Source organism: Clostridium sp. UBA4395 (assembly GCF_002390995.1).
GTDB classification, from domain to species: domain Bacteria; phylum Bacillota; class Clostridia; order Clostridiales; family Clostridiaceae; genus Clostridium_J; species Clostridium_J sulfidigenes.
In genome coordinates this window covers 1-22,797 of record NZ_DGRF01000059.1, presented here as the reverse complement: position 1 = coordinate 22,797, position 22,797 = coordinate 1, and the positions used below count along the sequence as shown (strand labels likewise).

The 22,797-nt window shown below is 28.3% G+C and carries 21 protein-coding genes, 1 tRNA gene, 2 rRNA genes and 1 riboswitch; of the genes, 8 read left to right on the top strand and 16 right to left on the bottom strand.

Annotated elements, in window-relative coordinates:
* Positions 1–22 precede the first annotated feature (22 nt).
* From B2694_RS10910 to B2694_RS10895, 4 genes are all read right to left on the bottom strand, one after another.
* Complete coding sequence (locus B2694_RS10910; RefSeq protein WP_346885760.1) at positions 23–1,135, bottom strand: sensor histidine kinase; 1,113 nt, start codon at positions 1,133–1,135, stop codon at positions 23–25.
* 166 nt (positions 1,136–1,301) lie between these two features.
* Entirely contained in the window at positions 1,302–1,745 is a 444-nt protein-coding gene (locus tag B2694_RS10905; RefSeq protein WP_346885759.1) for a DUF805 domain-containing protein, read from the bottom strand.
* A 151-nt stretch (positions 1,746–1,896) separates the two neighbouring features.
* A complete protein-coding gene (locus tag B2694_RS10900; RefSeq protein ID WP_346885758.1) occupies positions 1,897–2,526 on the bottom strand; it encodes a lytic transglycosylase domain-containing protein in 630 nt (209 codons plus the stop codon).
* Between the two features lie 153 nt (positions 2,527–2,679).
* Entirely contained in the window at positions 2,680–4,740 is a 2,061-nt protein-coding gene (locus tag B2694_RS10895) for a methyl-accepting chemotaxis protein (protein WP_346885757.1), read from the bottom strand.
* A gap of 225 nt (positions 4,741–4,965) precedes the next feature.
* Here B2694_RS10895 and B2694_RS10890 point away from each other — a divergent pair, with 225 nt between their 5' ends.
* The gene (locus tag B2694_RS10890; RefSeq protein WP_346885756.1) at positions 4,966–5,637 is read left to right on the top strand and encodes a response regulator transcription factor; all 672 of its coding nucleotides are present in this window, start codon (positions 4,966–4,968) and stop codon (positions 5,635–5,637) included.
* Position 5,638: 1 nt separating this feature from the next.
* A complete protein-coding gene (locus B2694_RS10885) occupies positions 5,639–6,847 on the top strand; it encodes a HAMP domain-containing sensor histidine kinase (RefSeq protein ID WP_346885755.1) in 1,209 nt (402 codons plus the stop codon).
* A 96-nt stretch (positions 6,848–6,943) separates the two neighbouring features.
* On the opposite strand, the gene B2694_RS10880 is transcribed toward B2694_RS10885, so the two are convergent.
* The 9 genes from B2694_RS10880 to rrf (B2694_RS10840) form a co-directional block, all read right to left on the bottom strand.
* Positions 6,944–8,677 (bottom strand): CotH kinase family protein, encoded by a 1,734-nt coding sequence (locus B2694_RS10880; protein ID WP_346885754.1) that lies wholly within the window; start codon positions 8,675–8,677, stop codon positions 6,944–6,946.
* Between the two features lie 19 nt (positions 8,678–8,696).
* A complete protein-coding gene (locus B2694_RS10875; protein ID WP_346885753.1) occupies positions 8,697–9,383 on the bottom strand; it encodes a DUF4956 domain-containing protein in 687 nt (228 codons plus the stop codon).
* Between the two features lie 26 nt (positions 9,384–9,409).
* Entirely contained in the window at positions 9,410–10,096 is a 687-nt protein-coding gene (locus B2694_RS10870; RefSeq protein ID WP_346885752.1) for a polyphosphate polymerase domain-containing protein, read from the bottom strand.
* 348 nt (positions 10,097–10,444) lie between these two features.
* Positions 10,445–10,562 (bottom strand): 5S ribosomal RNA (gene rrf, locus B2694_RS10865).
* Positions 10,563–10,641: 79 nt separating this feature from the next.
* Positions 10,642–10,989 carry a PH domain-containing protein gene (locus B2694_RS10860; RefSeq protein ID WP_346885751.1) on the bottom strand — a complete coding sequence of 116 codons (348 nt, stop codon included), beginning with the start codon at positions 10,987–10,989 and terminating at the stop codon, positions 10,642–10,644.
* A 136-nt stretch (positions 10,990–11,125) separates the two neighbouring features.
* A complete protein-coding gene (locus tag B2694_RS10855; RefSeq protein ID WP_346885750.1) occupies positions 11,126–11,458 on the bottom strand; it encodes a hypothetical protein in 333 nt (110 codons plus the stop codon).
* A gap of 276 nt (positions 11,459–11,734) precedes the next feature.
* Positions 11,735–12,472 carry a trimeric intracellular cation channel family protein gene (locus tag B2694_RS10850; RefSeq protein ID WP_346885749.1) on the bottom strand — a complete coding sequence of 246 codons (738 nt, stop codon included), beginning with the start codon at positions 12,470–12,472 and terminating at the stop codon, positions 11,735–11,737.
* A 90-nt stretch (positions 12,473–12,562) separates the two neighbouring features.
* Positions 12,563–12,662, bottom strand: a riboswitch (glycine riboswitch).
* Positions 12,663–13,073: 411 nt separating this feature from the next.
* A tRNA-Lys gene (locus tag B2694_RS10845) sits at positions 13,074–13,149 on the bottom strand.
* Between the two features lie 5 nt (positions 13,150–13,154).
* A 5S ribosomal RNA gene (gene rrf, locus B2694_RS10840) occupies positions 13,155–13,271 on the bottom strand.
* A 384-nt stretch (positions 13,272–13,655) separates the two neighbouring features.
* Here rrf (B2694_RS10840) and B2694_RS10835 point away from each other — a divergent pair.
* Positions 13,656–14,120 carry a hypothetical protein gene (locus B2694_RS10835; RefSeq protein WP_346885748.1) on the top strand — a complete coding sequence of 155 codons (465 nt, stop codon included), beginning with the start codon at positions 13,656–13,658 and terminating at the stop codon, positions 14,118–14,120.
* 51 nt (positions 14,121–14,171) lie between these two features.
* On the opposite strand, the gene cysS is transcribed toward B2694_RS10835, so the two are convergent.
* A complete protein-coding gene (gene cysS, locus B2694_RS10830) occupies positions 14,172–15,578 on the bottom strand; it encodes a cysteine--tRNA ligase (RefSeq protein WP_346885747.1) in 1,407 nt (468 codons plus the stop codon).
* A 483-nt stretch (positions 15,579–16,061) separates the two neighbouring features.
* Here cysS and B2694_RS10825 point away from each other — a divergent pair, with 483 nt between their 5' ends.
* Positions 16,062–17,666, top strand: coding sequence for an amidohydrolase (locus B2694_RS10825; protein WP_346885746.1), 1,605 nt, complete (start codon positions 16,062–16,064; stop codon positions 17,664–17,666).
* A gap of 81 nt (positions 17,667–17,747) precedes the next feature.
* Here B2694_RS10825 and B2694_RS10820 read toward each other — a convergent pair whose 3' ends face one another.
* A complete protein-coding gene (locus B2694_RS10820; protein ID WP_346885745.1) occupies positions 17,748–18,125 on the bottom strand; it encodes a hypothetical protein in 378 nt (125 codons plus the stop codon).
* 193 nt (positions 18,126–18,318) lie between these two features.
* On the opposite strand from B2694_RS10820, the gene B2694_RS10815 reads away from it, so the two are divergent.
* The 3 genes from B2694_RS10815 (at position 18,319) to B2694_RS10805 (ending at position 20,899) form a co-directional block, all read left to right on the top strand.
* The gene (locus tag B2694_RS10815) at positions 18,319–18,543 is read left to right on the top strand and encodes a DUF378 domain-containing protein (protein ID WP_035134290.1); all 225 of its coding nucleotides are present in this window, start codon (positions 18,319–18,321) and stop codon (positions 18,541–18,543) included.
* Between the two features lie 182 nt (positions 18,544–18,725).
* Positions 18,726–19,364 carry a DUF2284 domain-containing protein gene (locus B2694_RS10810; RefSeq protein ID WP_346885744.1) on the top strand — a complete coding sequence of 213 codons (639 nt, stop codon included), beginning with the start codon at positions 18,726–18,728 and terminating at the stop codon, positions 19,362–19,364.
* 89 nt (positions 19,365–19,453) lie between these two features.
* Positions 19,454–20,899 carry an NADP-dependent glyceraldehyde-3-phosphate dehydrogenase gene (locus tag B2694_RS10805; protein WP_346885743.1) on the top strand — a complete coding sequence of 482 codons (1,446 nt, stop codon included), beginning with the start codon at positions 19,454–19,456 and terminating at the stop codon, positions 20,897–20,899.
* Positions 20,900–20,964: 65 nt separating this feature from the next.
* On the opposite strand, the gene B2694_RS10800 is transcribed toward B2694_RS10805, so the two are convergent.
* Positions 20,965–21,666: a lysophospholipid acyltransferase family protein gene (locus B2694_RS10800; RefSeq protein WP_346885742.1), complete on the bottom strand. Its 702-nt coding sequence runs from the start codon at positions 21,664–21,666 to the stop codon at positions 20,965–20,967.
* Positions 21,667–21,895: 229 nt separating this feature from the next.
* On the opposite strand from B2694_RS10800, the gene B2694_RS10795 reads away from it, so the two are divergent.
* Positions 21,896–22,672, top strand: a complete 777-nt coding sequence (locus B2694_RS10795) for a ComEC/Rec2 family competence protein (protein ID WP_346885741.1) — start codon at positions 21,896–21,898, stop codon at positions 22,670–22,672.
* Positions 22,673–22,797: the final 125 nt, after the last annotated feature.

Below are 22,797 nucleotides of genomic sequence, written 5' to 3'. Positions count from 1 at the left end.
CAATCCCTTATTAATTGCTTTGTTATGATAAAGGAAGGATCATTATTATAGTAAATCCATCTTCTCCATTAAAACTAATATTTCCTCCAAGGTCTATTACTCTCTCCTCCATCGCCTTAAGTCCAATGCTCTTTTTTATATTCATTGCTCCATCACCATTATCTTTTATAGAGACTCTTACAATTTTATTTAGGACTTCAATATTAAAAGAAACACTGTTACCCGTAGAGTGTTTCTTTATGTTTGTAATTCCCTCCATTAGATTATTAATTATACACTTCCAATGACTATAGGTAAGCTTGTCTATATTTCCAGAGTGATTAAAGGTATATCCATAACTATTATGACTAAAAGCATCATCCATTATAGATTTCACTCTATTTATACCTAATTGTTCCTCGGAAGGCTTAATTATTTTTAAAGTTTTTCTAATATCATCCATACCTTCCCTTAGAACTTGAATAGTTGTATTTATCATATTTTTAGCTTCATTTTTATCTTTATCTATTACTACCTTTGTGGCTTCTAGATGCATTAAACTAGAAGCTATAGTATGCCCAATTTTATCATGCATTTCCTTTGATAGCTTATTTCTTTCTTCCAACTTTGTGGTATATATTATCTGTTTTGAATAATTTTTTTCTTTTTCTACCTCTTTAGTATACTTGTCTATTTTCTCTCTTAACATTAAGTTTTCTTTCCATATTTTATCTATTTTACTTACTTTATTAATTAATATCTTTGCTACTATATAGTAAAATATTGCAATCAATAAACAATTCATAACTATGTCTTTTGGTATCATGGTTGTAAATATGATACTCCCTATAAAAGAATAGATAAGCTTTATATTCATTAGTATACCTGTGTCAAAAAAGGTAAATGGTATTAATATGAAAAATATGCTGTTGTATTTTATACCTAGTCCATAAGAAATAAAGAAAGATATGGCTGATAAGCATACTCTAATCTTAATATTTTCTAAATAATAAAAAGCTATGTTTATTATTATAAAACACAATATTCCTATAATTATAGAGGTTTGGAAGGAGCCATAATTTATATATACATACATACTAAATATGAGCCCAAGTAATTTTATAGTGAGAAAATAATCATCCCTGTTGTTAAGCATGCAATTTCCACCTTTTCTAAATATTATATCTTTATATTATCACAATAATAAGGTCTTTCACAAAATATATCCTAATCTGGGATAAAATATTGAGCATGTACTTATATTATTAAAATACATGCTCAACATTTATTTATATGAATTTATTTTGTGAAAATCATTTTTATTATTGACTTAAGTTAGATTCTGTGACTTCTATTTCTTCTCCCTCACATAGAGTTATGGTTGCATTTTCCTCAAGGGTATTTACCATACTTTCCTCCTTTTGTTTTTCATATTTTTCTTTTCCTCTAAAAAGCATTAGAAATATTATCACTGGGATTTGAACAAATATAAGAGCTGCAAGTATTCCAAACACACCTGATAAATTTATATCCTTAAATCTTTTATAACTTAAAATGAATAACATTATATTTATAAAAACTATCAGGGTAATCTGAAAAGACATGGAAGCCGCTATTAACAATCCATTACCAGTTTTTTCAAGTTCAAAAGTAATAAAGGTTCCAATAATCTCTAAAATTATAAATCCTATTAAGAAAGCCAGTACATATATACTATATTTTTTTCTTCCTATTCCTTTGTTAAGTAAAAATAAGTCATCGCTCATTTTATCACCTCATTAACAGTATTTTACAGTAGCCTACTATAATTCTATACACATTTTCAAATATTATAACTAAAATCAATAAACCTCTGGAAATTATTTTAATAATCTCCAGAGGTTTATTTTAACACTACAACACAGTTCTATATAAATATTACTTTTCACTTTTATATAAGTCTACATATTCTTTATAAACTACAACTACTTTTTCTATATAATTTACTGTTTCTTTAAATGGTATTGTATGAACTACTTCTCCATCCTTGGAATATCTAGGATCCTGAAGCCATTTACATACATTCCCTATGCCACCATTATAAGCTGCTAGCATTTCATTTGTATATTTAAGTTGATTTTTTAAGTAATTTAGATACCAACACCCCATTTCTATATTCACATCTTCATTCTTCAGCATTTCTATAGAGAAGTTTTCTATATTTAGTTGCCTGGCTATCCATTCTCCTGTACTTGGCATTATCTGCATTAGTCCTACAGCTCCCATAGATGAAACAATATCCTTATCAAACCCACTTTCTGTTTTGATTATAGCTGCAACTAAATAAGGATCTAATCCATAGATTTCACTATATGCTTCAATCTTTTCACTATATGGTACTTGTATATGATTCTCTACTACATCTTTTTCATTAATACCTACTTCCTTAGTTTTTTCATTTTCATGCAAATTCATAAAATATAAATTAATACATATTCCTGCTATAAATAAAATAGCCGTTATACTAATAAACTTAAGATTTAACTGCTTTTCTTCTAATATTTCCATTATACCTCCGCTAACAATGTATAACTTTATTATTTAAATCAAAATTCATGTATTAATTAGTATTTCACCTTTAGCATAAAATAAACAAAAAAGACTTTAAAATAAAAATTAATTTATTTTAAAGTCTCATTCTATGTGATGACTACCCTTATACTAAAGTTTAAATTGTTCCATAAACTCTTTCATATTTTCTGTAAGTCCAAGTAATTTTTCTGCTGCATTTGCAACTTCATCACTAGAAGCTGTAAGTTCTTCTGTAGATGCAGCTATTAGTTGTGTATTTCCTGAAACCTCAGAAGATATTTGCGTTGAGTTTTCTATATTTTCAGTAATAGAATTTTTTTCTTCTATAATTTCTTTAGAGCTAACTGCTACATGTTCTATTTTAGGTACCATATCTAAAACTAATGCTGCAATATTTTTAAATGACTCTATAGCATTATCTACACTAATTAATCCATTATTTAATTCACCATTTATTTTATTGCTTTTAATTTCTATAGTTTCACTCTCTTTAATAGCATTATTTATTACATTATAAATATTTTGTGTAGATTCCTTGCTTTGCTCTGCTAGCTTTCTAATTTCATCAGCTACTACTGAGAAACCTCTTCCAGCCTCTCCAGCTCTTGCAGCCTCTATAGCCGCATTTAGTGCTAGAAGATTTGTCTGTTCAGATATACTATTAATAATTTCTGTTATTTCTGTTACAGTCTCCATACTAGATTTCATACTATATATAGAACTGTTAAACTCTTTAAAGGATTTACTTAACTCATTCATGGCCATGGCTAAATTTTCCATATCCTCATTACTCTTATCCGCTTTGTTATTAATATTTTCTGCCATATCACTAATATTATATATGTCACTTATATTGTTAGATAGTTTATTATCGAATTCCTCTAGTTCTTTAGTTACATCTTCCAATTCTTCTGCCTGCCTTTGTGAGCTTGTAGCAGTTTCTTCTATACTTTCACTTATGCTTTGAGCTCCTGATACAAATTCTTCTGCCAAAGCAGCTAGAGATGAAGCCTCACTTTCAATAACCATGGAACTATCTTTAACATTTAGAATCATTCCACCTATAATTTCCTTACTTTTTTCTACAGCCGTATATATATATTTGATTTCATCATTTTTCATTTTGCCTATATTAGATTTAGTGAAGTTACCCTTTGCCATATCTTCTACAATAGTACCTATTCTGCCTAATCTTTTAGTCATAGATTTAGCTACTAGGTATCCAAATATTAGACCTAACACTATAAAAATAATACATACAATTACTACTTTTATTTGAAATTCTGGTATTTCTGCTAATAGCTCACTTCCACTTACTTCTACACCTACAGACCATCCTGTTGATTCTATAAATGCGAATCCAATATATTTTTCATTAGCACCTACTCTATACTCACCCGCTCCTCTTTCTCCCGATGTCATCTTTCCTAAAATCTGTTTCATATTTTCAGAACCATTTTTATCTTTTACTGTATCTAATAGTTTAGTTCCTATAAGCAAGGAATCATTATGAGTTATTATATTTCCTTCCCTATTTATTAAATAAGCATTTCCACTTTTACCTATGGATACCTTTGATATTATTGCTGATAATTTACTAGCATCTAGGTAAGCTATTAAAACACCCTTTATATTCCCATTTTCTTTTATAGGGGTACTTATAGCTATTTCTAGCATATTATCAGTTGTACCTAAGTATGGTTCACTAACAAATGTAAGCCCACTTAATCCATTTGAAAAATAGTCCTTATCACTAATATTAGTACTTTCTCCTGAAGTATCTACACAATTCCCTTCAGCATCTACTATAGCAATTTCTTTTAACTCTATTTTTTCAGCTATATTCTTTAATTTTGTTAACTTTTCTTTCATATCTACTGTATCATCTATTAAAAAATCATTTATTGCTATTTGATTTACTATAACTCCATAACTATCTGTCAATTGATTTATTTCTCCTGCCATAGATGCAGCTACATTTTCTAGGAGACTTTTTGATTTATCAGTAATAATTTTTTTATTCATATAAAGAGAAAAAGCAGATAGAAATGCTGCAACTAATACTATGATTACTGTAAAACTTAACATAAGTTGCATTCCTATTCCTCTAATCCTTTTCTGGTTTCCTCTTTTAGTATTTTTAATTTTCTTACTTTTTAGTTCATTCTTTGCCCTTTTCCTGACTTTCATATCTTCCCCACCTTACTATATACAAAAAAAATTTACAGCTATATATACACTGTGTACATAAATATAATCGAAACAAAAAATAGTATCCTTTACTACACAATATGGTACTTTTACTATTTTCTAAAAATAAATAATAATTTTAATATGAATTTAAGATTTGTATGATAAAATTAAATAAAAAAACGTAATATTATCTAAAAATTTGTAATTAAAGGGTGATGAATTATGAAATTATTATTAGTTGAAGATGAAATACACCTTGCTGAAGCTCTAAAAGAAATTCTCAGTAAAAATAAATATATAGTAGATAGCGTTTATGATGGTGAAGCAGGTCTTGATTATGGTCTTACAGGAATATATGATTTGATTATATTAGATATAATGCTCCCCAAAGTTAATGGATTAGAGATTTTAAAGGAACTAAGAGCTAATAATGTATCTACTCCTATTCTTCTTCTCACTGCTAAAGGTGAAATTCAAGATAAAGTTAAGGGATTAGACTATGGAGCAGATGATTACTTAGTAAAACCTTTCTCTCATGAAGAACTTCTTGCTAGATTAAGAGCTCTTAGTAGAAGAAAAGCTGAAGTTATAAATGATAATTCTCTTCATTTTAGTGACTTTGCCTTAAATCTATCTACCTATGAACTTGAAGGAAATAGTAACTCTGTCCGACTTACCTCAAAGGAATTTGAAATTCTAAAATACTTTATAGAAAGGCCTATTTTAATAGTTACTAAAGATGATTTAATTACAAAGGTTTGGGGCTATGACTCTGATGCTGAATATAATAATATCGAGGTCTATATATCTTTTTTAAGAAAAAAATTATCCTATGTGGGCTCTAAATCCAAAATATCCACCCTTCGTTGTATTGGTTATAAATTGGAGGAGTAGTATGTTTAAAAAATTAAAATATAAATTTATTATTATAAATATGTCTCTTTTAACCTTTGTATTTTTTTGTATATTTGGAGTCATATACTTTATAACTTGGAATAGTGGAGAAAGACAGATTAACTTTTCTCTTAATGCACTAATCCATGAACCTAACAATGGTGGACCCAGTAAAGGTGGTCCCCTTAATAATGGTATACTAATAAATCTTGACCATAATTTAAACGTGATAAATATTATGACTCCATATAATGTTGATAAAGATATTCTTATTGAATCAGCAGTTAACATTTTATCTACAGAGTCTTCATCAGGAGTTGTAAAAATTGAAGATACTGATTTTGCATACTTAAAAAGCTTAGATCGTAAAATTAATAGAATTGCTTTAATAAATAAGTCACCTCAGCAAAATCTATTAAAAAACCTTTTGAAGACTTTTTTCATAACTGGCTTTATCAGTTTGATTATATTGTTTACTATAAGCTATTACCTAGCTTATAAAACCATAGCGCCAATTAAAGAGGTATTCGAAAAACAAAAACAATTTATTGCAGATGCATCCCATGAGCTTAGAACGCCTATTGCTATTATTAAAACTAATTTAGCTTTAGTTTCATCTAATAAAGATAAAACTATTGAAAGTCAAGGCAAATGGATGAATTATATAGATCTACAAACTGATAGAGTGTCCCATCTTATAGATGATATGCTTTCCTTAGCAAAGCTTGATGAAGATAAAAAAGTACTTAACCTACAACCTATAAATATAAATAAAATACTAGAAAATTTACTTATGTCCTTTGAAGCAGTTTTCTTTGAAAATAAAATAGAATTACAAAACAATTTAAAGGATAATTTTTTTATAAATGGTGACTTAGAAGAAATTAAAAAGCTTTTTAATATTCTAATGGATAATGCTATTAAACACACTTTCCCAAATGGAACTATTACCATCACTTCAAGTAAATTAAAATCTAAGATGGAAATCATTATTACTAATACTGGAGAAGGAATTCCTGATAAAGACCTAGAAAAAATTTTCGAAAGGTTTTATCGTTCTGATGAGTCTAGACAACGGAAAACTGGTGGTTATGGTTTAGGCTTAGCTATTGCAAATTCTATAGTAACAAGCCATAAAGGAAAGATTTATGCCAGAAGTAATGCAGGAAAAGATACTTCCTTTATTATTGAACTTCCTATTTTAGAATAAGAGAATTTGTAATTAAACACAGAAACGTACTATAATCTAAATTATATAAGTTTAAAAGCTATCTTAGATATATACTCTTAGATAGCTTTTAGTATTTTATACATGATATTTTTTTCTTTTAAACCTTAGTGCTACTATTATTGCTGAAATAATTCCTAGGAGACATATGCAATATATTATCAAATTAGATTTAATGTTTGTATCATTTGACGTATTTCCCCTCATATTATTTAGAGAATTTTCTCTATTAATATCACCTGGATTATTTCCTGGCTTAAAGGTACCCTGAGGAGCTCCTTTTTCAAGATTATTCTGCATATTGTTGGGTTTTTCTCCAATCCCCATTCCCCTTTCAGGATTATTATTCTCTTTTATATCTTTAGGAATATCATTTCCCTCTCTATTACCTCCACCACCTTGACTACCAAGGGCAGATATATTTAAATTAGTAGCCATATTTCCAGTAGAAGTAGAGGACTGAGATCCAGAAAGTTGAGCAGATATACTCTTAGCTCTGTCTACTCCATAGGTAATTAACTCAGGAATAGAAGCTACATATTCATCGTAGATATAAAAGGCTGTAGCATCATTTTTCACATAGTCACCAATTAAATTATCTATATTATTAATTGTTTCAGTAAATACTCCACTATTTACATAATCCTGAACTATTTCATTAAGGTACTCATGATATTTTTCTTTATACTCTTCTACTTCCAGAAGTTTTCCTATAAGTGGGCTACTTTCTAAACTATCACCTACAGGATTATCAATGGGAAAGTTTATAACATTACTTGCACTTCCTCCTTGAAATGCTCCAAAGGCTAAATTGTAATCCCAAGGAAGTATTGAACATATTCCATCCTGTTCATATAGATAATAATTATGCTTCATATTCGATGCATAACTATCTAAATTTACAACAAAAGTATTTACTGCAAAATATCTTAATACTTCATCTACATCTAAATGTTTTTCTATGTTATTAATATCTTCATTAAGGCTTTTTATCATGGCTATGATTTTATCGTAGTCTTCTTCATTTGTATAATCCAAAATTGCATTTTCAAATATAGTAGAATAATTAGAATGCTCATCTCCGTAATATACCAAGTCTGCTCCACCAGTATTTCTTCCCATAGGTCCATTGATTTCTTTGCCTTGTTCCATAGGCATATTGTTTTTTGCCATATTAGTAGTTTCAGGTTTATATAAATTTCCACCTGTTGTTCCATAGTATCTTTCAATATAGCTTTCTTCCATAACCTCAAGGGCTAAGTATAAACCCCAAGGCTCTCCATTTAAGGTGATGCTCGCATACTGAAACGCTGGAGTAGAAACTCCCATTTTGTTTAATAGACCATAGGAAAGATATTCTTTCATATAAGTTGTATCCTGCATCATATTATTTAATGCTAATTTCTCAAGGCCTTTCAGAGTTTGTCCATCGATATATTCATCAAATTTAACTTTAAAACTATATCTATCTGTAGTATCATCATTAGCAATTTGTGATAATGTTGTATTTCCCTTAGCTCGAAGCCCAACATTATAGTATATTTCTCCGTTAATAGTTATATTGGCACTATAATATTCTTCTTCCATAGCATTATCTGCTAGTTCATTCCAAAGTTTCTCATCTATATCTATATCAATTTCCATAATATCATCTTTGTTAAAAAGATTTGTTATATACTCTGGTTGGGTTGTTTTCTCTGTAGCATTTGCTTCAACTGTAGACATATCAATAGTTGCCATTACTCCAGCCAAGGCTAGACTTAATGTCATAATCATTGTTATAAAAATATTTATATACTTATTTGAAATCACTTCATACACCACCTAAATATTAAGACATGTATTCTCCGTTGTAACTTACTAACACTGCATTGTTTACTCCTGATATACTGCTAATTTCATTTACAAATTGAGTAGACATTTCTTTTAATCTTATTTCTACTGTTAATTCAATATTGCTCCCTGCAGAAACGGTTTTAGACTTAACTACATATTTTTTAACATATTTATTAATATGCTCCATTGCATTATTCTCACTGCTATCTCCCTTGCAACTTACAACTAAGATATAAGGATTATCAGTACTTTTCTTATTTGCAAACACCATAATCATAATTCCTATAAATACTGAGCCAAATACCGCAAGAGGTATTAATCCTGCTCCTACAACAATTCCTACACTTATTGACCAAAATAAAAATGCAATATCCATAGGTTCTTTAACTGCTGTACGAAACCTTACAATTGATAAAGCACCAACCATACCAAGTGAAAGTACTACATTAGAAGTAATTGCAAGAATAATTAATGTTGTAACTAAGCTCATTGCAATAAGTGAAATACCAAAACTTTCTGAGTACATTACGCCTTTAAAAGTTTTCTTATATACCAAAAATATGAATAGTCCAATAGCAAGAGCTAGTCCTAGGGCTATAGCCACATCTACAATTGAAAAACTAGATGCCTTTTCTAAAAAACTTGATTTTAAAATATCATTAAAACTTAGTGCTTTATCCATTTTTATCTCCTCCAAATAACTTAATTTTATTCATAAATTCTGCAAGCTGCATATTTTGAAAAAGCAGAGCTTTCTCTATCTTTTGTTTGAATTATATCTCTAATAATTTCTGGAAAAAACTCATCAAACTTAACCTCTAAAACTATAGGATTCCTTGCTGGCATTCCTATGGTAGCAAGGTTATCATTAAAAAAATTTTGTGAATATAAACCACTCTTAATATTACTATCAAAGGTAATTCTAATATTTCCTGGTTTGAATACATATGCTTCCCTTGTATATTCAACTATAGTCTTAGGACGTAATAAATCATATTTCATCTTTGAGTATAACTCTGTTAAAATAGGCTCCTTATATTTAAATATGTCATCAATATTATTTTTAATTATATCTTCACATTGATTCATAGATATACTTGTTGAAATCTTACTGCATAATCCATTAACTTTACTTTTTTTCTCTAATTTTATAAAAGAATGGTTATCATTATAAATTCTTAATCTAAATTTTTCTCGATTATTTACTCCATTAATTTTTTCCATTAATGCCTTATTATTAATATTGTCAAAATATAGACTCTTTATAGTATAAGTACCCTTATCTCCTGCATTCTCATCTAACTGTGCAATATTTTTTAATCTGTTTTTAATTGCCAAATAGTCTGAAATATTTATTAAATGCTTTATCTCATGTCTAAATTTAACTTTTTTCATATAAATCACCTCCTTGTGTCATCTAGTACAATCCTATAATAAATTACTTAGCTTAAATTTATCTTAAATTTATTTTTATCTACATTACCTATATATTTAGTTTTTAATCTTTATTTACCAATCATTGTCTAATAACATAAACTTGGCTAATAATAGCTAATTTTACACAAAAAAGAAGAGATAAAAAACTATCTCTTCTTCTTTATATTTTAAAGTCACCATATATTATATCTTTAGTTAATTCAAGATTATAATAGATTCATTAATAAATATGTTAAGCATAGTAATAATAAATCATTATACATCCTTTTTATCTTGCTTCTTTAAAGTTTTTAGCTTCTGTTTTATACCCGGCAATAACTACTTTTCCCACATTTTCATTAATGTAGTATATATAGCCTATTAGAACTTAACTTACGTGTTCGGAATGGATACGGGTGTAGCCTCTAATAGTATACTCACCAGATTAAAATTATTATTATTATTTACTATAATTATAGATAATAATCATTATATCTTGAAGTTTCTTTTGGCTACTTATTTTATTATAAATTTTTATTTATACTATCTACAAAACTATGTACATCTTTACTTATGATAAATTTCATTGAATAAGATTTTTCTTTTCCAACTATAAAAATTTTATGACCAAGTTTTTCTTCATTAGCCTCTACATATTCAATATCTTTATATTCTATAATATCATCATAAACTAAGAAAAATCTTTTACCACAAAATCTGATTTTTTCATTAGTGGTTACTAGTATCCCCGTCATTGTATTTTGTCTCCTATTTACAGTACTTTCAAAAGCACCTTCCACATAATAATCTATAACTTCATTTTTATTAAGCCTCTCTTCAATTAGTTTTATCAATTTTTCTTGTCTATTCATCTTACAATCCTCCTAAAATAATAGTCATCACTATATATATTAATATACAGTGATGACCATTTCTATATTTGATACATGTTTATTTTAATATTTTATCTATAAATATTTGCATTTAAGTTATTTATAATACTATATTTTACCAGAAAAATCCACCAAATGGGCATATGCAGAATAATAGTATTAAAATTATCCACGAATCATCTCCGCTTGAGCATTGACAATGGCATGGTGGACATGGTCTTGGACATGGTTTTGGACATGGTGGACATGGTTTTGGACATGGTGGGCATGGTGGACATGGTCTATGATGTGATGGCTTACAATCATGTCCCCAGTTTCCATCTTTACCTCTAAAGTACTCTTGTTCAAAATCTACTCCATCCGGTTGTCCATATCTAAAATCTTGAGCAAACATTTCTGTTGAATAGTCTTGTTCATTATAATTAAAGAATTCATTATTATTTAACATATTATATTCTCCCCACTTTTTAATCAGTTTTATAATAGTTTTAATCTCTAAACATTTTATAGTAACTTATAGTATATAAAATATTTTTTTTAGAACTAATATAATGATGTGTATCTATTAAAGACTAGCTTCAAAGCTGTTCTTAATAATATAATATGTAATCATAATAATTTTGTGATGTATACTTATAAAATTATTAGAAATAAAATTACTATTTTTAATACTCTAATATATTATCAAAATCTATATGATCTTATTCTTTCCTTAAATGTTGCTCTATAAGTTTATATCATACTTGTCTGAATTAAATATTGGTAAATTTAATTTAAATCTTATAGATACAGCTCTGCATAATAATATTATTGTGAAGCACACCCAAAAATTTATATCGTAATTCACTCCATAAAAGTTAAATAAGTAAAATACCGATGCTCCAAGTATTGATGCCACGGCATAAATCTCCTTTTTAAAGATCATTGGAGTATCCTGAACAAAGGTATCCCTTAAAATTCCACCTCCAACACCTGTAATTAATCCCATGCAAACTACTAAAAATATATTGCTATGAACTTGCTTAAAAGCTAGATTTGCACCTAATATTGTAAATGTAGCAAGTCCAATTGAATCTAAAATTAATATTACTTTTTTTAAGATAGCTATTTGCTTTCTTCTATTAGCTATTTTAAGTATTTGTTCCTCACTCATATATTTATTCCCATGAGATTCAGAAATAATTTCTTTTCTTTTAGATGTAGTGTACATGGTAGATAATTTTGGATATCCGTAAAAAGCCAAAATAGATACCACTATACTTATAATAAAATAAGTAGGATTTATAAAAGCAGCTGGTGGTGTTTGTCCTAAGGTTATATCTCTAAATATTCCTCCCCCTATAGCTGTAATAATTCCTAAAAATATAACTCCAAATAAGTCTAATTTCTTTTGCATTCCTACTAAAGCTCCAGAAATTGCAAATGCAACTGTTCCAACAACTTCAAAAATAATTAATATCATAATTGTATTCTCCTCCCTATTTTTATGTAATAATATTCCAATTTAATATTTTGCAATATAAAAGGAGTAAAAAACATAATTAATAAATGCTTTTTACTCCCTGTCCTTTTATCTGAAAGATTCCCTATAAAGGTTGCTTCGTTGATGCTCTTTAATTATTAATGTAAAGAGTCTCTCCAGGGTTATGTCCTGCTATTGTATTCAACCTGAAAGTTTCAAGTTAATTAAAAGCTTGTAATTAACTCTTTCTCCTACGGTTACTTAGTCTTTTTAAAAATTAAGTATCTTCAATAACATTCATCCATACAATATTAAGTTTAATTTTCTTCCCTACTTAACTTATATCAATTTTTCATATAAATCAAGATATTTTATAATATTAAATACTAAATTGATTATCTATACGATTTCAAAATTTAAAAGCAATGTATTATATCCCTGTAATTTTCAACAGAGCTTTTTCCATACTTAGAACTCGTTGTTCTTTAGGAGCAACGGTTATCTAGGGTACTAACTCCTTTTTACTCTCACTTTGAAAGAGATAGGAGTAAAGAGCTTGTAATCATCCTATAAAAAAAACACCTTATAAAATAAGGTGTTTTGGTGGCTCACCGGGGGATCGAACCCCGGACACCATAATTAAAAGTCATGTGCTCTACCGACTGAGCTAGTGAAACAAACTACCTGGCAATAACCTATCCTTCCACACAGCCTCCCGTGCAGTACTTTTGGCTCTTTGAAGCTTAACCGTCGTGTTCGGCATGGTTACGGGTGTTACCTTCAAGATATGCTTACCAGATAAGTACATAGACATTATAATTATCTTTGTACTTCTACAAACTAAATAAGTTTGTCTTTAATGAAGAATTTTTAAATTTTTCATTAGCATTGCGATAATACTACTAACTTAGTTGTTGATATACGGATATTGCTCATATAGAAAAAGTCTGCAATATCATCGCCCAGTTAAGAAAATAACTATTTTCTTTATCATCAAATACTCTCAATGACTTTTATCATTTTACTCGATTATTTATCCCATGTCAATAATATTATCTATATTTTTACCCATTTTTCTGCCTATATATATTTTGCCATAGTTGAAATCACATGTAAAATGAATATATATATACTCTATTTAATATACTTAATATATGAATTTTAAATTTCCAAGGAGTATTTTATGGAGGATATAAGCAAAATATCTACTAGCATAGATAATTTAACAGCACTAATATCATCTAGCCTAGATAAAATAAATGAAAGTTCTTCAGAATCTGCTTCTGATCCCAGCACTTTACTTTCTCTTAAAAGTGAGTTGCTTTCTTTAACTGAAATTACTACTAGCCTAAATGTTCTAAAAACTCAGCTTAACTTATTAGCTCTTAATGATTATGAAGTTTTATATGTAGCTAATTGTATATCGCCTTTGCTTCAAATATTAATTCAGCTTTCTAATACTTCTTATCTAACTATGGGCACAACACAACTATTAAATAATTCTACTATCACTAAAAGAAAAACCTCTAAATTGAAAAAAGCTGAAAAAACCGCCTATAAAATTCTAGAGCAAATTAACTGTGTATATCCTGTATTGGAATCTAGAATATATAACTTTATTAATAACATATGCAATTGTGAGGATTAACAAAAACACATGGAGTTACTTTCAAATTCACCCCATGTGTTTTTATCTTATTTACTTTACTCTCCAAGAAGTTCCTTCTTTACTATCTAACACTTCTATATTCATATCTAATAACTGTGCTCTAATTTGGTCTGATCTTTTATAGTTTTTTTCTTTTCTTGCAATATTTCTTTCTTCAATAAGATGATTTATTAGCTTCTCATCAACTTCAATAGCCTCTTTTTCAATAGTCATTAAATTAAGTGATAAAACTTTATCAAAATCTTCAATTATAAATGCTTTCTCTTTATTATTTAATTCACTATCTTTTATAACCTCATTAAGCACTGTAAATGCATTGGCTATATTTAAATCATCACTTATTTGAGTTTTAAACTTTTCTTGATATCCGCTAATAAGTTCTTTATTCATATTATAGGTTTCATCAATATTAGTTAAAATAGTTCCTATTTTTTTCTTTAATGCCTTATATCCATTTTGAGCATCTTTTAGACTTTCAAAACTAAATACCAGTTGTTTTCTATACTTAGATTGTAAGCAGAAATATCTATAATCTAAAGGACTAAATCCTTCTTCTTCAAGTTTTGATACTGTTAAAAAGTCTCCGCTTGATTTAGACATTTTGCCTCCATCTAATACTAAGAATTCTCCATGAACCCAGTAATTTACCCATTTATGACCTAACGCTGCTTCTGACTGAGCAATTTCATTTGTATGGTGAACTGGTATATGATCTATTCCACCACAGTGAATATCAATATTCTCACCTAAGTATTTAATGCTCATGGTTGAGCACTCTAAGTGCCATCCTGGAAATCCTCTACCCCAAGGAGAATCCCATTGCATTATTTGATTGGAAAATTTAGAATTTGTAAACCATAGTACAAAATCTAAAGGATTCTTCTTATTTGGATCTATTTCTATTCTACTACCAGCTTCTAACTCATCTATACTGAGATTTGCAAGCTTTGTATAATCTTCAAATTTATCTATTTCAAAATATACATTTCCATTTGATTCATATGTGTAACCACGTTCTTCAAGCTTTTGAACAAATTTTATCATATCCTCTATGTGTTCTGTTGCTCTACATACCACTGTTGGTTTTTTTACATTTAGTTTTTTACAATCTTCAAAAAAAGCATCTTCATAAAATTTTGCGATTTCCCATACTGTTTTATGCTCACGACTTGCACCTAGAGCCATTTTATCTTCACCTTCATCTCCATCTGATTGAAGATGACCTACATCTGTTACATTCATAACATGCTTAACTTTATAACCTACATACTCTAAGGATTTTTTTAATGCATCCTCAAATATATAAGTTCTTAAGTTTCCTATATGGGCATAATTGTAGACAGTAGGGCCACAAGTATACACTCCAACTTTATTTTTATTGGCAGGAATAAATTCTTCTTTATTTCTAGTCATGGTGTTGTATAAATAAAAACTCATCTCATGTCTCCTTTACATATTTCTTATAACTAATGCTTTAATGATAATTACTGTTCTGTAACTTATCTATATAATATATGCTTAACTATATTTATACTTTACATAACATTAAACTGTTCTTATTCTAAATCATATTAGTATAAAATATAAAAAACTACAGAACCAACTGTAGCTTAAATAACGATTAAAATTTATATCAATTATTAATTACATTATTATAGCTCAGTAGTATCTTGTTAAATTATACATATGTTACAGCAGCAACAACAACATCTACACATAATAATGCTCTCCTTTAAAATAATTTATATTTAAATTTTATCATATAATAATAATTTTACAAGTTATATGTATAAATAACCCTACAATTTATTTAAAATTTCTCAACAACTATAACCTTTACAAGTTTTAAAGAGGATTTTATATTATTCTAAAGAATAACTATATATATTATGTAACTATATTATAATAGGTGGTGATTATATGTCTATAGATATATACGTTAATGGAAACGTTGTATCCTTGGATAACAATAAGATTTATGAATCCTTTGCTGTGAGAGATGGAAAGTTTCTAGCAGTAGGATGTAACGAAGACTTGATGTCATTATTTTCCAAAGAGAATTGCAAAGTTACAGATTTAAAAGGCAATACTGTAATTCCAGGTTTTAATGATGCTCATATGCATCTACTTAATTATGGATTTCAAAAGACTGCAGTAAGGCTAAATAACTTATCCTCCATAGATGAAATGATTAGTATTGTGAAGTCTTATATTAATAAAAACAATATTCCAAAGGGTACATACATAATTTCTAGAGGTTGGAATGATAACTATTTTAAAGAACAACGACTTCCTAATAGATATGATCTGGATAAAATCTCCTGTAATCATCCAATTATATTTTCTAGAATATGTGGTCACATAGGGGTAATTAACTCAAAAGCTATTGAACTCTTAGGTATAGATAAAATGAAAGAAAATCCTACTGGTGGTGCTATAGATAGAGAAAATGGAGTTCCTACTGGAATTCTTCGTGAAAATGCTTTAAATATTGCATTTAGTAAGGTTCCTCCCACTTCTGTGGAAGGGATAAAAGCTTCTCTCCGTAGCACCTTTGATGACTTAATTAAATGTGGCATAACCTCTGTTCAAACTGAAGACTTAACTCACTGTAGAAGTTTACCTAATTTAATTCAAAGTTATAGAGAGTTAGAAGAAGAAGGCAACCTTCCTGTAAGAATTACTCTTCAGCTATGCCTTAATACTGATGAATTATTAGAGGAAGCTAATAGTTTTGGTTTGAAGTCAAAGGTAGGTAGTGATTTTCTTAAGGTTGGAGGTCTTAAACTTTTTCAAGATGGCTCTTTAGGTGCTCGTACTGCAGCTATGATAGATAACTATGAGGATACTCCTGGTAATGGTATTAGTATTTATTCTCAAGAGGATTTAGATAATTTTGTTACTAAGGGTTTTAAACAAGGATTTCAAATTATTATCCATGGTATTGGAGATAGAGCTTGTAAAATGATATTAAATTCCTATGAAAAAATTTCAAAAGATACTGAGGATAATCTTAGACCTGTTATAGTTCACTGTCAATTTACTAATGAAGATTTATTAAATAGATTCAAGGAGCTCAATGTAATAGCTAATGTACAACCAGCTTTTATTATGAGCGATTATCCTATAGTTGAAAAAGCTGTAGGCAAAGCTAGAACTAAAAGTAGTTATGCCTTTAATTCTATGATACAGAAAGGCATTCCTGTAGCCTTTAGCTCTGATGCTCCTATTGAAAGTTTTAATATAATCGAGGGAATCCATGGAGCTGTAAATAGGACAGATTTAAATAATAAACCTGCAGGTGGATTTAATATTGATGAAAGTGTTACCCCTTTAGATGCTTTAAAAGCTTATACTACAGGACCTAGTTACATGTCATTTGATGAAGATATAAAAGGCAAAATTAAAGTAAATTATCTAGCTGATTTTGTAGTTTTATCTCAAGATATAACTGCTGTACCTAAAAATAAAATTAAAGAAACCAAAATTTTAGAAACCTATGTTAATGGAATAAAAGTTTTATAGCATATTTATAAAAAAATAAAGAAAAGGATGTAAGTATCCAATTATACATGCATCCTTTTCTTTATCTAATTCAATTATATTTTATTTATTATTAGGATTATTTTTAACTCTATTAGGTTTTGCCTTTGGCTTTATTACTATATCATTTTTCTTACTCTTAGGTTTATTATAAGCAGCTTTGGCAATTTTATTTTGAGTCTTAGACATGAAGCCACACAAATCCCAAAACCATAGAAATAATATAACGAATATACCTGGTATTACATAATTTGTTACTAACACTGGTAATGTTGTAAATACTAGTGGTGGTACTACAAACACAATAAAAGCTATTATAAGTACTAACCATTTGTTTATTTTTATTTTGTCAAATACAAATTTCTTTAGTAAAGCATATATACCTAATACTATAATTGAAAATAATAAAATACTTCCTAAAAATATTAATACATTTTTCATAAAATTCCTTCTTTCAAATATATTGTAACTAAATAGTATTATATAATATATATTTATAAAAATGTACTTACTATAACCGATTTTTCATATGTTCACAAAATATTAATAATAGGATTTTTTATGATTTTTTGTTTAAAATTTAAAACTAATGGTAATACTATCAACTGTAATCTATTTAAAAGGAGATGTTTTTATGAAAGTATTAGACTCAATTGCACTAATTTTAGTTATTGTTGGTGCGGTAAACTGGGGCCTAATAGGATTATTCCAATTTGACTTAGTTGCAATTTTATTTGCAGGTTCTAGTGCCTTCGGTGCTATAAGCACATTTAGTAGAATTGTTTATGCCATAGTAGGATTAGCAGGTCTTTATGCTATATCATTCTTTGCAAAGAGTAAATATACTGATGTGGAATAATTTCTAAAGCCGCAATTGCGGCTTTTTTATTTTATAATTTTATATGATTTATTTTGTTTTTAATTTATAATAGTTTAGATAGGTTCGTAATAGCATAATATAATTTAAATAAAATTTTTAACTTATATAAAAATGCTCTATGCTTAAATATCCTATGAAAAACTTAGCTGAGGTGTTATAAAATGATAAAATATATTTCTTATAATGTTAAAAAATGTAGTATAAATGAATTATTAAAGTATTATTCTCCTAAGATAGTAAATAAATACTGCGAAAGCTGTAATAAATTTAATAAGGTATGGTCTTGTCCTCCACTCTCTTTTAGTGATTTAGATTATGTTTCTAAATACAAATATTGTTATGTAATTAGTGGTAAAACCTATATAAACCAAATTCCAAAGGAAGAACTAAATAATATTGTTACCTACTCTCTAAGTAAATATAGTGATATAAGTAATAGCACTGATGAATTTACTAATACTTTTAATGGTCTTTATTATAGTTTTAGAGAATTTAATGATAATAAAATACTCTCCTTAGAATCTTATTATACTGATAGCATTGCACTATTTTCTGGAAGATGCCTAATTTGCAACAACTGCTCTCGTAGTAATAACATGCCTTGTATATTCCCAAGGAAATTAAGATATTCATTAGAAGGTCTTGGTTTTGATGTATGCGGAATAGTTGAAAATATTATTAATGATAAAATTCAATGGAGCAGTAACTCAACACCAGAATATGTAACCTGCGTATCTGGATTTCTTTCCAATTTAGATATTTCTGAAGATAAAATTTTGCAAATATTACATAATAATTAAAACTTAATATTCTATTTCTAGTATTTAAACTTACCTCTTTGATAATAATATTATTAATAAATAAAAAATATGAAAGAGGTGGTTTTTCTTTGTTCAAATGTGTAAAGAAAGAAAATCATTACTGTAATTTAGTAAATGGTCAATGGATGACAACTGAAAATACTATAGATATTTTTTCTCCTAGCGATAACTCATTAATAGGTACTATACCTCAAATGAGTCAAGACGATGTGGATAAGATAATAAGTTTTGCTAAAGAAAGCCAAAATTCCTGGAGTGATGTACCTGTAAGTAAACGTTCTGAAATCTTACATAAAGCAGCAACTTTGCTTGAAGAAAATTGTGATGAATTATCTAAAGTTCTTATGATGGAAATAGGCAAAGATATTAATTCCTCTATTTCTGAAGTAAAGCGTACTGCAGATTTTATAAGATTTACTGCAGATGCTGGTAAAAATCTAGAAGGAGAAACAATAGCTGCTGATACTTTCCCAGGATTTAAAAAAAATAAGATGAGTCTAGTTCAAAGAGTACCTATAGGCTTAGTCCTTGCTATATCACCTTTTAACTATCCAATTAACCTATCAGCTTCCAAAATTGCTCCTGCCTTAGTTGGTGGTAACAGTGTTATTCTTAAACCTCCTACACAAGGTGCTGTAAGTGCTCTTCATCTTATTAGGATATTTCAAGAAGCAGGTGTTCCTGATGGAGTAATAAATTCTGTTACTGGTAAATCTTCTGAAATAGGTGACTATCTGGTTACTAACGACAATATAAACTTTATCAACTTTACCGGTTCTACAGAAGTAGGTAAACATATAGCTAAAATTGCTGGTATGGTACCTATGATTATGGAGCTTGGTGGAAAGGATGCTGCCATTGTACTAAAAGATGCTGATTTAGATGATACAGCTAGAGAAATTGTTTCAGGTGCATATAGTTATTCTGGCCAAAGATGTACAGCTATTAAACGTGTATTAGTTACAGAAGATGTTTCCGATGAATTATCCTCTAAAATCTTGGAACAAGTAAAAAAACTTACCATCGGTACTCCTGAATCTGGAGCTAAAATCACTCCTTTAATTGATAAAAAATCTGCTGATTTTGTTGAAGAGCTTATTCAAGACGCCTTAAGTAAAGGTGCAAAATTACTATATGGTAATAAGCGAGAGGGTAACTTACTACACCCAACTCTTTTTGATATGGTAACTAGTGATATGCGTATTGCATGGGAAGAACCTTTTGGTCCAGTACTACCTATAATTAGAGTAAAGGATAAAGATGAAGCAATTGAAATTGCTAATAAGTCTCAATATGGACTTCAATCTAGTGTATTTACAAGAAATATTAATGATGCCTTCTATGTAGCTAACAAATTAGAGGTGGGGGCTGTTCAAATAAATAATAAATCTGAAAGAGGACCAGATCACTTCCCATTCTCTGGTGTTAAAGCTTCAGGTATGGGTACTCAAGGTATAAAATATAGTATTGAAGCTATGACTAGACTTAAATCTATAGTACTAACCATAGACTAAATTTAACTAAATAAAAAGCTTCAAAGAAATTTTCTTTGAAGCTTTTTATTTATATTTTATACATTCTAATCTTGTGGTCTTGCTATTATCTCTCTACATATCTCAGATAAATTAGCTTTTTCCTCTTTACTCAAGTCCTCCATATAAATTGGTTTATGGAAAATAATTTGAGCTCTTAAATCTTCTGCCTCTCCCTCTAACCCCTTATAGGTTCCATTTACCGTAATTGGTATCACTGGTACATTAGCCTTAACTGCAAGTTTTAGGCTTCCCTTTTTAAAATCACCTACACACTTGTCTCTATTCCTTGTACCTTCTGGAAATATAAGCATAGATCTGCCACTTTTTATTATTTCTATAGCTTGAAGGATTGCCTTTAAACCTTCCCGTCCATTTTCTCTATCTAAAAATACACATCCTAATTCCTTCATCCAATAGGATATAACCGGTACTTTCTTCATTTCAATTTTAGCCACAGCTCCTGCAGTATCTTTTATATTCATCATTATTACAGGTATATCTAGCATACTTTGGTGATTTGAAACATAAACACATGTTTGATTTAATAAGTTTTCACTACCTACAACATGAACTTTTAATTCAGAATATTTAATTGTAGTAGCAGCCCAGTCCTTCTCTAAATTATATAGGTATTCTTCCCTTTTTTCTTCTGTTAATTTATTTTTACATATTGAATATGTAATTCTTTTAATGGCAATTTCAAGCATTTTAAAAGAAAATTTTATTCCAAATCTTAATTTTCTCAACTAATTCACGTCCTTTTTTAATGTTTACATTTAATTATATCAATAATATGTATTCTGGTGAAGTATATATTGAAATTTTGTCAATACTTTATATATTACATGTACTACTTAAGGAGGTCTCATGAAAAAACTTTATAAAAGTAATAGAACCCTATTTATATTATCCGTAATATTTTTTGTCTCCTTTTTTTTACTAGGTTATACTAGCAAAAATAGTATTAATACTAAATTGAAAGATTCAGAAACTAGGATACATTTTATAAATGTTGGCCAAGGAGATTCTATTCTTATTGAGAATAATAATTTTAATATTTTAATAGATAGTGGACCAAATACCGCTAAAGACACTTTAATTTTTTATCTTAAAAAATATAAAATTAAAAAATTAGATTACCTTATTGCATCTCATCCTCACGAAGATCATATTGGTTCTATGGATGATATAGTTAATAAATTTTATATAGAAGAGTTTATCATGCCTAAAGTTTTAACCACAGATAAGAATTTTTCTAACTTAGTAAACGCACTTAAAAGTAAAGGACTTACAATTAGAAATATTAATGACAATCTTAAAATTCAACTTTCTGAGGATAATTATATAGATTTTCTATGGACTGGTGATATCTCCGATGATAATTTAAACAATCATTCTATAGTGATTAAATATACAAATAAAAATACCTCATTTTTGTTTACTGGAGATATGGAAGAAGAAGTTGAAAATATTTTATTAGCTAGTAAAAAATCTTTAGAATCTACTGTATTAAAAGTAGCACACCATGGAAGTAAGACTTCATCTTCCAAAGGATTTTTATCTAAAGTAAACCCTAGAATAGCTGTAATAAGTTGTGGCATGGGAAATGATTTTGGTCATCCTCATAAAAATACTTTAAAAGCATTGGAAAATCTAAATTCTAAAATACTTAGGACTGATATAAATGGCAACATTATAATAAAAACAAATAATGATAAATTAATGATATCTACTGAACATGAAGGTATCTAATATTAAAAGTATGCAACATAGCTAATATTTAATTAATAGCTATGTTGCATACTTTTCAAATATATTATCAAAAAATGAAAAAAGCCTTACTTTGTAAGACTAAAAATGGCTCCGCGAAGAGGATT